This window comes from Ktedonobacter sp. SOSP1-85 (assembly GCF_016587415.1).
In the GTDB taxonomy this organism is placed as follows: domain Bacteria; phylum Chloroflexota; class Ktedonobacteria; order Ktedonobacterales; family Ktedonobacteraceae; genus Ktedonobacter.
Window position 1 is genome coordinate 3,216,807 of record NZ_BNJI01000001.1, and the last position, 14,385, is coordinate 3,231,191.

Below are 14,385 nucleotides of genomic sequence, written 5' to 3' on the forward strand. Positions count from 1 at the left end.
GTGTGACTTGTTTTGTATGCGACCTGCTACCTATCAGGAAACCCGGCGCGTGAGCGCTAGCCGCAACAGTGGTCCTGGTTTCCTCTTAAGCTATAATGCCAGCCAGGAAACAGAAACGTGACATCATTTCATATTGAAGTCCGAGCAACCGCGGAGCGCCATGATGTGCATGCCCGTCAACTTGCTCGTGACATCGCACAATTATCGATAGATTCTCTTCCATCGCTTGCTACTATCGCTGATGCCCCGCTTTACCTTCATACAGCTCAACTTTATCACCTTACTGGCTCACTCTCACCCCAGGATGTTGAGCGACTCTCCCAGGAGTTGCTTACCGACCCGGTCATCCAGGAAGCCCACCTATCGACCTATGCCGACACCGCGCATACGGTCGATGTCTTTTTTCACCCTGGTGTAACCGATACCCTGGCCGAGAGCGTCCTGGAGGGCGCACGTATGTTGGGCCTGACTGGTATTGCGCGTGTGGAGACGGGGCGACGCTATTTGCTGGATGAGCGCTTGAGCGAGTCCGAAGTACGTACCCTCGCCGATGCCCTGCTCTATAATCCCGTGATCCAGCATTATGAACTCCACCCGGCGCATGGCAATGGCTCACAGCCCGAGGCCGCAAATGCGTCTGAGGCCGTGCCAGTCGCCGACGTGGCAGGCTCTCAGGTGGCAATGATTCCGCTCACCCAGATGAGCGATGAGCAGTTGCTTGAGGTCAGTAAAAAAGGTCTGCTCTCGCTGAGCCTGGACGAGATGCGCGTCATTCAGCAGCATTTCCGCGAGCAGGGACGCGAGCCAACCGATATCGAGTTGGAGACCCTGGCCCAGACCTGGTCAGAGCATTGTTCGCATAAAACTTTTAAGGCGACTATTGCCTACCGCGAGCTGGATGCCCAGGGAAACGAGGTCGAGAATGAGACCATCCGTGGCCTGCTCAAGAGCTATATCATGCGTGCCACTAACGAGGTCCAGCATCCCGACCTGGTCTCAGCCTTCAGCGATAACGCGGGTATCGTGCGTTTTACCGATACACACGATATCGCCTTCAAAGTAGAGACGCACAACCACCCCTCGGCCATCGAACCTTTTGGTGGTGCGAATACAGGCGTGGGCGGCGTGATCCGTGACGTCGTTGGCGTCTCGGCGGAGCCGATTGCCTGTACCGATATCCTCTGCTTTGGCCCGCTTGAGACCGAGAGCGCCTCGTTGCCCAAAGGCATCATACCTCCACGGCGTATCGCCAGTGGTGTGGTGAATGGTGTGCGTGACTATGGCAATAAGATGGGTATTCCCACGGTCAATGGCGCGGTGCTCTACCATCCCGGCTATACCTACAACCCGCTCGTCTTCTGTGGCTGTCTGGGTATGTTGCCCCATGGTAGTCATCCCAGCAAGGTCGAGCCGGGTGACCTGGTGGTCGTCCTCGGCGGGCGCACTGGCCGCGACGGCGTGCATGGCGCGACCTTCTCCTCCGGTGAGATGAGCCACGAGATCAATACCCAGGCCGGGACGGCTGTCCAGATTGGCGCGCCCATCACCGAGAAAAAGGTGACGGACGTGATCATCCAGGCACGTGACCATGGCCTCTATCACGCGATTACTGACTGCGGTGCGGGTGGCTTCTCCTCCGCTGTGGGCGAGATGGGTTCGAAGACCGGCGCGCGCGTAGAGCTGACCAAAGCTCCCCTCAAATATCAGGGCCTGGCGCCCTGGGAGATCTGGCTCTCCGAGGCTCAGGAGCGCATGGTGCTGGCGGTTCCCCAGGAGCATTTGCAGGAACTGCTGGACATCTGTGCCATCGAAGAGGTCGAGGCCAGCATCATCGGCGAATTTACCAGCGACCAACGCCTGACGGTGACCTATCAGGACGAGGTGATTGCCAATATCGCCATGGACTTCCTGCACGATGGCAATCCCATCAAGACGCTTGAAGCGCTGTGGACACGACCAGAGAGCGCGACTGCTCAGCCTTCACAGTGGACAGAGGGCAACGCCGAGGCCATCACACATTCGATTACCCCGACCCTCTTGACGCTGCTGCGACACGCGAACATTGCCTCGAAGGAGGACGTGGTGCGTCGCTATGACCACGAGGTCCAGGGCGCGACGGTGCTCAAACCTATGGTGGGACGCGCGGGCAATGGTCCAGGTGACGCCGCAGTGCTCCGGCCTATTGTCGATGAGCCGACGAAGGCCGGAATTGTGCTCTCAAACGGCGTTAACCCGCTCTATGGCAAGGTTGACCCCTATCAGATGGCACTCAATGCTGTTGACGAGGCCCTGCGCAACCTGACCGCCGTCGGTGGCGACATCACTCGTACCTCTGTGCTGGATAACTTCTGCTGGGGCAATCCCAATGATCCCGAGCAGCTTGGGACGCTGGTGCGCGCCGTGAAGGGCTGCTATGATGCCTCGGTCGGCTTTAAAGTGCCGTTCATCTCCGGTAAAGATAGCCTGAATAACGAGTATCGCGCCGATGGCAAGCGTTTGCCCGTGATCCCGACTCTAGTGATTTCAGCGGTCGGCGTGATCGAGGACGCGAGCAAGAGCGTCGATATGTCGCTCAAGACGCCGGGCAATCTGCTCTACCTCGTTGGCGAGACGCGCAATGAGCTGGCGGGTTCGCACTATACTGAGGTCATTGACCAGGCCTCATTCAAGGCGTTTGTGCCGCATACCTCGGTGCCAACGGTGCATATTGAGCGCGCGTATACGACCATGAAGGCGCTCGGTGAAGCCATTCGCCAGGGCCTGGTGCGCGCCTGTCACGATCTCTCAGAGGGTGGCCTGGCGGTCGCGGCGGCCGAGATGTCGCTGGCGAGCCTGCTAGGTGTCAAACTGGATGTGGCGCAGGTTGGACGCGAGGGCGCCGCCCTCGACGAGGTCCATCCACATGCGCGTGATATTGTGCGACTCTTTAGCGAGTCTCCTTCGCGCTTTATCGTTGAGGTTACGCCTGAGCAGTTGAGTACCTTTGAGCAGCATATGCGTGCCGCGGGTGCCGCCGAACTGACCTATCTGGGTATGGTAACCAATACCCCACGCTTTATTGTCCAGGATGGCGACGAAGAGCTGGTCAACGTCAGCGTTGAGGAACTGCAAGAGTCATGGAAGGGAGGACAGGCATGACCAGGAAACCACGCGCGCTCGTTCTGCGTGCCCCTGGCATCAACTGCGACCGGGAGATGGCGTATGCCTGTCGCCTGGTGGGCTTTGAGACAGAGCTGGTACATATCAACCAGCTGTTAAAGAATCCAGAGTCTCTGCTAGAATATCATTTTCTCGCCCTGCCCGGCGGCTTCTCCTATGGTGATGACCTGGGCGCGGGCACGCTGCTGGCTAAGAATCTGACCATTCACCTGGGTGATCAATTGCGCCGCTTTGTGGCCGAGGGTCGCCTGGTCCTGGGCGTCTGTAACGGCTTCCAGGTCCTGGTACGCGCGGGTCTGTTGCCTGGCGTCCTGGCAAGTGATGGCGCGGGCGACGTGGCGCGGGCCTCACTGACCGAGAATGCCCTGGCGCAGTTTGAATGTCGCTGGGTCACGCTCGTCACCCAGCCAAGCAACTGCGTCTTTACGCAGGGGATCGACAAGCCCGTCGAGTTCCCTGTGGCCCACGGCGAGGGCCAGTTTGTGTATAACGGCGACCTGAGCGAGCTGCATACCAGCGGTCAGCTTCCCCTGGTCTACGCCACGCCCGCAGGCCGCACTGGCGAGATGGTTCAGTATCCCGCCAACCCCAATGGCTCGATGGACAACATCGCGGGTGCCTGTAACGCTCAGGGTAACGTCTTTGGTCTGATGCCTCATCCAGAGCGCTTTGTGAGTGCGCTCCAGCATCCCCAGCGCCGCTCCCTCACGGGCGATATTGGCGACGGCCTGCTCATCTTCCAGAACGCCTTTAACTATGCACAGAAGTTCGTCAGCGGTGAAGGCGCGACGTCGGTGAGCCGTCCTGAGGCCTCGCCCCTGGCTTCGCAGAGCGTCGCGGGGGCTAGTAGCGCCACAAGCGCGGCCCAGGCTCCCAGCGTCACGATTACGCCGCTCTCTTATGCCGAGAGCGGCGTCGATGTCACCGCGGGCGAGCAGGCCGTGCGCCTGATGAAGAAGGCGGTCCAGTCCACGCATGGACCCGAGGTGCTGGAGAGTGTCGGCGCCTTCGCGGGCGCGATGAGTCTGCACGCAGTCGATAAAATGCGTCGTCCGGCCCTGGTCTCCTCCACCGATGGCGTGGGTACCAAAACCTTAATTGCGGCCCAGGCTAAGCGCTATGACACCATCGGCTACGATATCGTGAATCACTCGGTAAATGATCTGCTGATGATGGGTGCACGCCCGCTCTTCTTTATGGATTATGTCGCCGTCAATAAGCTTGACCCGGTGCAAGTCGCCAGAATCGTCCAGGGAGTGGCCGAGGCCTGTAAAGAAGCTGGCTGTGCCCTGCTCGGTGGCGAGACTGCCGAGATGCCCGATGTGTATATGCCCGGCGCCTTCGACCTGGCGGGAACCATTGTTGGCATCGTAGAGCAGGACGAGATCGTCAACGGTAGCACGATCAGCGTAGGAGATTATATCCTGGGCCTACCCTCCAGTGGCCTGCACACCAATGGCTACTCGCTGGTGCGCAAGCTCTTCGCCCAGACCTCGCTTGATACTGTCTATCCCGAACTGGGGGAGCCGCTGGCGGACGCGCTCCTGCGCCCCCATCGCTGCTATGTGCGCGAGGTGCAGGAGATTCGCTCTTATCTGGCGGATCGCGGGCGCTTTATCAAGGGCATGGCACATATCACAGGCGGCGGTTTCCAGGGTAATATCTCGCGTATTCTGCCTCCTGGTACCCAGGCTGAGATCGAAACCGGCTCCTGGCAGGTGCCGCCACTCTTTCAGCTCCTGGCGCGCTTGAGCAGTCTGCCCCAGGAAGAACTCTATCGAACCTTTAATATGGGTATCGGCATGATATTTGTGCTCTCACCCAAGAGTGCGCTTGAGGCGCGCAGCATCCTTCCCGAACTGGTGCAGATCGGCACCATTCGCGAGGGACAGGGTGCCGTTCTTATTCGCTAACCTGTAGGAGGAGCACTACTGACGTACGCGCCTACGCTTTCGGGCGAATATCTTCCCCGGAAGCGTATTTGCTTCCCAGCGTAGGTGTGTACCTTGTGCCCTTTAGGGTAGTCAGTAGCGCTCCCATGTGCCCACACTTCTCCCGGAGACAAGAAACTCATGACACAACATGCGCAGTTTGGACCCTTGCTGACGGAAGGCAAGACCAAACGGATTTATAGCTATCCACAGGACGAGCAGCTGGCCTATATGGTCAGCAAGGATCAGATTACCGCGGGCGATGGTGCGCGCCGCAACGAGCTAGAGGGGAAATCGCGTTGGAGCACGACGACGACCGCCAATGTGTTCCGCCTGTTGAACGAGGCTGGTATCAATACGCACTTCGTGAAAAAAGTTGACGAGGTCACGATGCTGGTTAAGAGTTGTGAGATGCTGCCCATTGAGCATGTACAGCGACGCCTCGCGACTGGCTCATTCTTGAAGCGCCACCCCGAAGTAAGCGAAGGCACTCGCTTTGATCCCGTCCTGATTGAGACCTTCCTGAAAGATGATGCGCGTCATGATCCGCAGATTCAGCCTGAAGAGATCATACAGCAAGGCATTGCGACGCAGGAGGAGATCGACTGGATGGCGCGCGAGGGACGACGCGTCTTTGCAGTGCTAGAGACTGCCTGGGCCAAAATGGATGTGACCATGGTTGATCTCAAGATTGAGTTTGGTCGCGACCCTCAGGGTCAGTTATTAGTTGCCGATGTAATTGATAATGATAGTTGGCGGCTCTGGCCTGGTGGTGACAAGAATCGTATGCTCGATAAGCAGGTCTACCGCAACCTCCAGGAAGTCACCTCGGACAGTCTGCGCGAGATCGCGGATCGTTATGCCCTGGTCGCTGATCTTACGGGCAAGCTGAGTATTTAATGTGATCATCTTACCAGAGAGGAGTTCAGCGATGGAGCGACTTCATGATGCATGCGGAGTCGTCGGAATTTACGCGCCACATGGCAAGGCAAGCCTGGATGTACGTAGTTACATTACCCTGGCTTTGACAGCATTGCAGCACCGTGGGCAGGAGAGCGCGGGCATGGCTGTCTATGACGATGAAGGCCAGATTGTTTATCGTGTAGGCATGGGCAAGGTGCGCGAGGTATTTACCGATTCGGGGACCAGCCTGCCTTCTACCTATGCAGGCATAGGCCACGTGCGCTATTCCACCACGGGTTCAAGCTGCGTCGAGAATGCCGGACCTTTTGTCGTAGGTGATCGTGCTGGACAGTATGAATCGCTGGCCATCGCCCACAATGGTGACCTGGTAAACGGAGCTATGCTGCGGAACGCCTTCCCAGAGGACTCGTTCCGCTCGACGACGGATAGCGAAGTTATTGCCTTGATGCTCCATCATTCTGAGGGGAAAACCTTTAATGAGCGCCTGGCGGACACTTTGCAGCACCTGCGTGGCTCATTTAGCCTGGTGATCCTGGCGCAGAATAAATTGTACGCGACGCGTGATCCCTGGGGGATGCGCCCGCTGTGCATTGGCAAGTTGGGCGATAGCTGGATTGTGGCCTCGGAATCCTGCGCGCTTGACCGCACCGGAGCCGAGTTTGTGCGCAAAGTCGAGCCAGGCGAACTGGTAACTATCGATGAGGATGGCATCCATTCGGAGATGCTCTTTGAGCTGCCCCGCCACTCGCTCTGCGTCTTCGAGTATATCTACTTCTCGGACGCGACTTCGCGTATCAACAATCGCTATACCTACGAGGTGCGCGAGGCCCTGGGACGCGAGTTGGCCTATGAGCATCCTGTAGAGGCGGACCTGGTCGTGCCTGTTCCCGATTCATCCATTCCCGCAGCCCTGGGCTATGCCGAGGCCTCCGGGATTCCCTATAGCCAGGGTATTATCAAGAATCGCTATAGCGATCGCTCATTTATCAAGCCTGACCAGCGCCTGCGCCAGCTCGAAGTAGACCTGAAATTCAACTTCGTGCGCACTAAAATCGAGGGCAAGCGCCTGATTATCGTCGACGACTCGATTGTACGCGGCAATACGCTTAAGCGCCTGGCCTCCGCGCTGCGCAACTATGGCGCGAAGGAGATACACCTGCGCATCAGCTCGCCCCCCCTGCGTCACCCCTGCTACTTCGGCATCGATATTCCGCGCGACAAAGAATTAATCGCCGCGGGTCGTACCGTGCAGGAGGTCGCCGACTACATGGGTGTCGATAGCCTGGGCTATCTCAGCCTGCCGGGCCTGGGTCGCGCCATCAACGCTGCCCATATCGATGAAACGGTCGACATTGATCCTCGCCAGGTGGACGATCCCCGCGCACTGAAAATGCTGCATCAAGAGTTTTGTTATGGGTGTATGGAGATGCAGGGCTGGCCCTTTGACCCCCAGGTCGAGTCTCAGCATGGTCCCAGGCGTGTGCCTGTCATTCCTCGTGGCGTGCTCTCATAACAGAAGGAGAAAAATTTCGTGCGAGTATTTGTCATCGGCTCGGGTGCGCGTGAGCACGCACTGGTCTGGAAGCTGGCCCAGGATCAGCGGATCGACCGCATCTATGCCGCGCCAGGCAATCCCGGTATGCTGCCCCACGCGGAATGCCTTCCTATTAGTGTCGATAACCTGGAGGCGCTGGCCGCCTTCGCTGAGCGCAACAAGATCGATTACACTATCGTCGGCCCCGAGGCACCGCTTATCGATGGCATCGTCGATATCTTCCAGAAGCGAGGCCTGCGCGTCTTTGGCCCCGACAAGGCGGGCGCGGCCCTCGAAGGTAGCAAGGCCTTCACCAAAGAGTTGTTGACCGCGGCAGGCATCTCCACGGCCCAGCATCGCACCTTTACCGAGTACGAACTGGCCCGTGCCTACCTGGAAGAGCATGGCACCCCCGTCGTCGTCAAGGCTGACGGCAACGCCGCAGGCAAGGGCGCAATTGTCGCCCTCGATATGCAGACAGCCCAGGACGCCCTCAAGCAGATGATGGTCGACCACATCTTTGGTGCGGCGGGCGACGTCGTCGTCCTTGAAGACTACCTGCAAGGCGACGAGATCGGCGCGCACGCCATCTGTAACGGCACGGATTTTCTGCCCCTGCCACTCAGCCAGGATCACAAGCGCGCCCTCGACAACGACCAGGGTTTGAACACGGGTGGCATGGGGGCCTATACGCCCCTGCCCTTCGTCAGCGCGGACCAGAAGGCGCAGATTCAGCAGCGTGTCATCGGCGCCACGCTCCAGGCCCTCAAGGAGCGCGATATCCACTTCAAAGGCGTGCTCTACGCCAACATCATGCTCACTGAGCGCGGTCCCATGGTGCTGGAGCATAACACACGCTTCGGTGATCCCGAGGCCCAGGCCCTGATGGTTCTGCTCAAAGCCGAATTGCTGGATGTACTCGCCTACGCGGACGGCCAGCATATTGACCCTGAGACCCTCTGGCATCCCGGTTACGCCATGAGCCTGACCCTGGCCGCGGGCGGCTATCCTGGCAAATACGAGCGCGACTTACCCATCCAGGGAGTTGACGAGGCCAATCAATTGGAGGGCGTCCACGTCTTCCACGCCGGCACACGCCTGCAAAATGGCCAGCTCGTCACCGCTGGCGGCCGCGTCCTCAGCGTCGTTGCCCACGGCGAAACCCTGCAACAGGCCGCCGACCGCGTCTATGCCGCCGCCAAACTCATCTCCTTCGAGGGCATGCAGTACCGCCGCGACATCGGCCACCGCGCCCTATAGGTATAAAAATAGAATCAATTATTGTGTTGTGAGTTGCTGAAGGCAACTCACAACACAATAATTGATTCTATTTTAAATGAGTGCCGTAGGCGCGAACAGTCATAATACAAAATATAAAAGCAAGTAGTGATTTGGAATGGAAGATCAACACATCAATAAAACGTTGCGCATAGCAGTCTTAATCTCTGGCTCGGGCAGTAACCTCCAGGCCCTGCTGGACGCCATCGAGGCTCGGCACTTGCCCGGGGTCGAGATCGCCCTGGTCATCAGCAACAAAGCCAACGCCTTTGGCTTACAGCGCGCCCTCAAGCATAAAGTACCCGCGCTCTACTTGCCCTGGCGCACACGCGAGGAGTGGGAGCGAAGGGTTATTGACCTGCTCCAGCTTTTCCAGGTAGACGTTATCGTCCTGGCTGGCTTTATGCGCATCATCTCCGCCGATTTTATCACCCGTTACCCTGAGCGCATCATTAACCTGCATCCCGCGCTCATCCCCGATGGCGGCAAGGGCGACACCTATACCACCAGCGATGGCAGTCTTATCCCCGTCTTTCGCGGCATGCACGCGCCCCTCCAGGCCCTGGAGGCCGGGGTACGTATCACAGGTAGCACTGTGCATTATGTGGTCCCCGAGGTCGACGCTGGCCCGCCCATCTGTCGCCGCGAGGTCCCCATAGAGGCAGGCGACACCGAAGATACGCTCCAGGAGCGCATCAAAAAGGTTGAGCACCGGTTGATCGTCGAGGCCGTCAAGATCCACCAGCAGCGCGTATAAGAGTCGGAACAATATGTTTTAGGATGGCCTGGCAAACAGTATTAAGCTTGCAGGCCATTCTAAACACGCCTTACTTCGATCTATACCATAAGCCTGATAGGTCGTCATCCAGGCGGCGTGGTTGCCAGGCTATAAGGCGCCGCGCATGTCTCTGCAACCAGGATTTTGCTACTCATCGCGTCATCGACTGGGAAGCTCCCACGGTCAAACTTTGCCCTCCACCTAATAGCCGCTGGAACGAATGAAGATAAGTATATTACATCTCCTGAGCGACGAAATGCAAAAAAGCAACATTGGAGAAGTTTTCCTGACCGACTCGTGATAGATTGTCCCTAATGGCTCTTTGTATCCTCCAGTGATGGCCAGGGAAAGAGCTTAGGAATGTGATCATCGAAGCAAAGGAGAACCCAATGAACTATCCGCAAATCGTCACGCGAGAAGAATGGCTTGCAGCCCGTAAGGAGCTATTGATCAAGGAAAAGGAAGCCACCCGTGCGCGAGACAGGCTCAATGCCGAACGTCGCCAGTTGCCGATGGTCAGGATCGACAAGGAGTATCTCTTCGATGGCCCAGAAGGCAAGGTGAGCTTGCTCGACCTCTTTGATGGGCACCGTCAGCTAATCGTATACCATTTCATGTTTGATCCAAGCTGGGACGAGGGTTGCCCAGGTTGCACGAACCTGGTTGACAACATTCCTGGCAATATAGCCCGTCTGCACGAAGGTGACACCTCATTGGTCCTGGTCTCACGTGCCCCATTGGCGAAGCTTGAGCCCTATAAGAAGCAGAAGAACTGGACCATTCCCTGGTTCTCCTCGTATGGGAGCGACTTCAACTATGACTTCGATGCCACAGCCGAGGGCGGCGAGGTACCTGGGATAAGTGTTTTCCTGCGCGATGGCGAGCAGATCTTTCACACATATTCGACGACGGGACGCGGCGTCGACATCCTCCTGGGGACATATAACTATCTTGACCTTACGCCTCTTGGACGGCAAGAGGAATGGGAGGAGGCCGTCAATCGCAGTGTTACTCCCGCTTAAGGGTGATACGCCTCTACGACGCCCCAGGTAATAGTGCAATGTGGGTTGGCTGTCTTAGGCAGCCAACCCACATTGCACTATTACCTGAGCAAATGTCATACGCACGAGATTCTAAGCGAATGGTTTACACATTGATGTGGAAGACCCACTTGTAGGTATTACCCTTGGTAACGGTGATGGTCCATAGGCCATGATAGTGGCTCAGGTCGCTGTTGAAGCGGAAGACGAACTTCCCGCTCTCGTTGTTTCCCGCATAGTCGAAGCTCGTGATGTGATTGGTAGCGCTGGTCTGCATGTCAATTTGGGGTGTGACAGGTTTGCCAGAAGCCATTTTGACGGAAACTTCATTCAGGCCCGAGAGTTCAATCGTGGCCTGGGTCTTGCCAATTGTCGCTTTCTCCAGCGTGATGATCTGTCCCTGCGAGATTGCTTGCTGGTGCGGTGCTACGACTTCGCCCTGGTGATATGGTAGCTGAAAGTGGAAGGTTACTGTTTGCGTACTTCCGTTTTGCACCAGGTCCATCTTGAGCGTCAGATTGAGCGAGGTTGGCGTTCCAGTAATACTAGCATCGCTGAAGGTCATAGACTGTGCCAGGATATGGTTCTCAACATCGCTTAACAACTGACCACTTGATGAAAGCTCAGTACCATCAGCGGTCGTGAGGCGTGGGTTGTTCAGCATAGAGTTATCATCAACAGGCGTGACGGTTGCGCCCAGCACAATATTATGGTCTTCAGCATATCCCTTCTCCAGCCTTACAGTGGCGTTCCCAACTTTCTGCGAAAGCTGGATATCACCGAAGGTGCTATACTTGATAGAATCTTTCGTGTTGTAGCTGCCTCCTTGGAGCAGGCTTTGCAGGAGTGGCGTGGCTGCGAAGGCGGAGGCCGTGGTCACGATCAGAAGCGCGGCAATCAGTGGCACCAGAACCGCTTTTCTGGTCAGTGCGAACCACCAGGAGCGTGTTTGTTCACGGAAAGGCACGACCGTGGGCTTCTGAAACGAGTGCTGGACATAGCGCATGCGCAGGTTCTGCCAGTTGACGTTATTGGGGACAGGCGAAGTGTTACCGAGGCTATCCAGTTCCTCAACCACGTGCATGAGTCTCTGGTCGGCTGCTGTCTCAAGTAAGTCATTATATGTTTGGATAAGTTTCTGTTGCTTCGACATTATAGTTGCTCCTTGAGGCCTTGTAGGATACGGGTAAGCTGTTTGCGGACGGCGGCGGGACTCTTGCCGACAACCTGGGCGATTTCGCTGGCATTCAAGCCCGCCGAGAAACGCAAAGCGATCAGTTCGCGCTTGTGCGCATCGAGCTGCTCGACCAGCTTGCGCAGATGCATGCGGCGCTCGCGCAGGAGAAAGATGCTTTCGGGATCTTCGTCACCTATGAGCTGCTCTGCCTCTGGCAAGCTATCCCAGGAGAAGGCAATTTTCTTCCTGCGGTAGGTATCGCTTACAGTGTGGAAGGCGATACGAAATAGCCAGGCCGCGAAGCTGCCACGCGCTTTATAATCCCCCAGCGAGATCATGGCTTTGAGAAAGACCTGTTGGGTGAGATCCGCTGCGTCTTCCTGACTCCCAATGCGCAGTAATAGGTAGCGATAGATGCGAGCTTTATAGTGCTGGTAGAGTGGCTCAAAAGCGACCGGGTCTGCTTTTGCCGCCTGCACAAGCGCTTCTTCCTCCCGTAGCTCCTCCGGCTGGTGCATTGCTGAAAAGGTGTAACCAGCTTGCATATGTATTATTTCCTTGGATAAGAGTGATGTTTTTGCAAACAGAAGTTTTGAGGCCTCAAAGTTCTTCCATTTATAATGACGCCGCTTTATGGAAAGTGGGACATCTGGCCGCGTTTTTCATTTACCTCTGATTGTAGTTGTCTGTGCCAGTAGAGCCAAGTTTTGGCTAAAAAGGGGATCTGATACTAGCAGGCAAAAATTGAAGAATGAGGATTAGGGATTAGTCATGTATAGTCTGCGACCAGATAAAGGTGCAATGTGGGCTGGTTCTACTTCAGTAATAATCTGGCCCACTTGGGGGATGGAAAAGACCAGTGACGAGCTGCCCAGAACATCAGGACGCCCAGTTGCTGGCGCTGAAAGCGGCGTAAACGGGGAAGGCTGGGTACTTCAGGCTGCCAGGCTCGCCGGGCAAAAAAGGTGAGCCACCAGGCAAGAGCACCTTCAATGGCTTCTGTGCGCAAGGGAAATTGTTCTCCATACCATTTTATTACTTGTTCGGGAGAAGGCCCATTTTCGACGGTCACACTCTGAGCAAAGGCAACAATATCCCACTCTGGTCGCCCTAGCTGAATGGAGGGCCAATCGAATAGATACAAACGCCCCTGGTTAAAGCGTAAATTATCTGAGCGTAAATCACCATGCAGAATGGCATATGGACCTTCTGTGAGCGCTGGTAGCTTCAGTGCAGTCTCAATGGTGGGAGAAATTTTTCGCAGCCAGGCCAATGCCTGGGAGGCTTCTGCACCTGTAAAGGCCGCGATCGTTTGAAAGTCTTGAGACTCTTGAGCCGCCTGAGTCCAATTCTCCTGCGCTAAGCCTTCCTGAGGTTGAGAGAGCCACACGGGAGGCTGAGTGCCAAGCAATGCTTTATGGTAATTGGCCAGGGCATGCGTGATGGCACGAGCTTTCCCAGGTGTCCAGGGCGGAACACTCTGTGGACCAAGATCCTCCAGGATTAGCACGTGCCAGTCAGCATGCTGAATGGTTGCGTATAAACGGGGCATCCATCTGTCCAACACAGGTGCAAGGTCTTGATAGACACGCTCCTCAGAGCGTAGCGCGTTTTTCATGAAGGTATTAGATTCCTGGTAGGTGCCCTTTAAAAAGGCCCGCCGTCCATCCTCTAACACAAGGCGATAGGTTGGTGTTGGTCCATATCCACCCCAGACACGTGTTGCTCGTGTTACGGGGGAACCTAACGTGCTATCGATTTGCTGGCGTACTTCTTTGGGAATTTCCCTCCAGGGAATCTTAACTTCTACACCTGTTCGAGACATCTCTTTCTCACCCCAAGCATATTTTTTCTGAAGTATACCGTATTTTATTCCCTTATGTTGTGAGTAAGTTCTTTAGTGAACTGATGGGGAAGCTAAGATGCCACGAAGAAAAAACCATTTCCGCTTTTTACTCATCAGGAGGGAATAAGTATATAGAGAGATAAAAATATTGAGGAGAAACATTCATGCAAACAGCCACACAAATGGCTTCAGGTTCGAAAACGCAACTCTGGATTGGACGTATCTTGACGGTGCTAGCAGTTCTGTTTTTGCTTTTCGATGGTGTAACACACGTACTGCAAATTCCCCCGGTCATGGATGCATTCAAGCAGCTTGGATACCCTGCGAGCGTCGCGCTTGAGATCGGAATTGTGGAACTTGTGTGCCTGGTCCTCTATATCATTCCATTCACCTCTGTTCTTGGTGCCATCCTGCTGACTGGCTATCTTGGAGGCGCCGTTGCTACCAACCTGCGCATCGATGCTCCACTCTTTAGTAATGTTCTCTTCCCGGTCTATGTCGGCCTGTTTATCTGGGGAGGACTGTACCTGCGCAATGAGCGGCTGTGCGCCCTCTTTCCTCTGCAAAAGTAATCGGGCATGGTTCGAAACGTCATGCGCTGCTAAGGCAGCGTACCACTCCGAATGAAACGCGAGTACTAGAGTTTTTCGGAGGCGTTTCGGAAGACGCTGCTAAAGCACGCGTCTACATATCCTGGCACGGGTGTCTCGTATCATGA

At 56.1% G+C, this 14,385-nt stretch carries 11 protein-coding genes; 8 read left to right on the top strand and 3 right to left on the bottom strand.

The genetic code is table 11. The features are described from left to right. The first annotated feature begins 117 nt into the window (after positions 1-117). The 7 genes from purL (at position 118) to KTE_RS13495 (ending at position 10,626) form a co-directional block, all read left to right on the top strand. Positions 118-3,138, top strand: coding sequence for a phosphoribosylformylglycinamidine synthase subunit PurL (gene purL / locus KTE_RS13465; RefSeq protein WP_201381678.1), 3,021 nt, complete (start codon positions 118-120; stop codon positions 3,136-3,138). Further along, complete coding sequence (gene purM / locus KTE_RS13470) at positions 3,135-5,072, top strand: phosphoribosylformylglycinamidine cyclo-ligase (RefSeq protein ID WP_201381680.1); 1,938 nt, start codon at positions 3,135-3,137, stop codon at positions 5,070-5,072. The genes purL and purM overlap by 4 nt, the downstream gene beginning before the upstream one ends. A gap of 159 nt (positions 5,073-5,231) precedes the next feature. Then, entirely contained in the window at positions 5,232-5,990 is a 759-nt protein-coding gene (locus tag KTE_RS13475; RefSeq protein ID WP_201381683.1) for a phosphoribosylaminoimidazolesuccinocarboxamide synthase, read from the top strand. 31 nt (positions 5,991-6,021) lie between these two features. Then, positions 6,022-7,527 (top strand): amidophosphoribosyltransferase, encoded by a 1,506-nt coding sequence (purF, locus tag KTE_RS13480; protein WP_201370225.1) that lies wholly within the window; start codon positions 6,022-6,024, stop codon positions 7,525-7,527. Positions 7,528-7,545: 18 nt separating this feature from the next. Continuing rightward, positions 7,546-8,808, top strand: coding sequence for a phosphoribosylamine--glycine ligase (gene purD / locus KTE_RS13485; protein ID WP_201381685.1), 1,263 nt, complete (start codon positions 7,546-7,548; stop codon positions 8,806-8,808). Between the two features lie 136 nt (positions 8,809-8,944). Further along, positions 8,945-9,583, top strand: coding sequence for a phosphoribosylglycinamide formyltransferase (gene purN, locus KTE_RS13490; protein WP_201381687.1), 639 nt, complete (start codon positions 8,945-8,947; stop codon positions 9,581-9,583). A 410-nt stretch (positions 9,584-9,993) separates the two neighbouring features. Then, positions 9,994-10,626 (top strand): DUF899 domain-containing protein, encoded by a 633-nt coding sequence (locus KTE_RS13495; protein WP_201381689.1) that lies wholly within the window; start codon positions 9,994-9,996, stop codon positions 10,624-10,626. A 124-nt stretch (positions 10,627-10,750) separates the two neighbouring features. On the opposite strand, the gene KTE_RS13500 is transcribed toward KTE_RS13495, so the two are convergent. The 3 genes from KTE_RS13500 to KTE_RS13510 form a co-directional block, all read right to left on the bottom strand. Then, a complete protein-coding gene (locus tag KTE_RS13500; protein ID WP_201381691.1) occupies positions 10,751-11,797 on the bottom strand; it encodes a hypothetical protein in 1,047 nt (348 codons plus the stop codon). Next, positions 11,797-12,366 (bottom strand): RNA polymerase sigma factor, encoded by a 570-nt coding sequence (locus KTE_RS13505; protein ID WP_201381693.1) that lies wholly within the window; start codon positions 12,364-12,366, stop codon positions 11,797-11,799. The genes KTE_RS13500 and KTE_RS13505 overlap by 1 nt, the downstream gene beginning before the upstream one ends. A 269-nt stretch (positions 12,367-12,635) precedes the next feature. Continuing rightward, on the bottom strand, positions 12,636-13,646 hold the full coding sequence (locus KTE_RS13510) for a phosphotransferase (RefSeq protein ID WP_201381695.1): 1,011 nt from the start codon (positions 13,644-13,646) through the stop codon (positions 12,636-12,638). Between the two features lie 185 nt (positions 13,647-13,831). On the opposite strand from KTE_RS13510, the gene KTE_RS13515 reads away from it, so the two are divergent. Further along, positions 13,832-14,239, top strand: coding sequence for a DoxX family protein (locus KTE_RS13515; RefSeq protein WP_201381697.1), 408 nt, complete (start codon positions 13,832-13,834; stop codon positions 14,237-14,239). Positions 14,240-14,385: the final 146 nt, after the last annotated feature.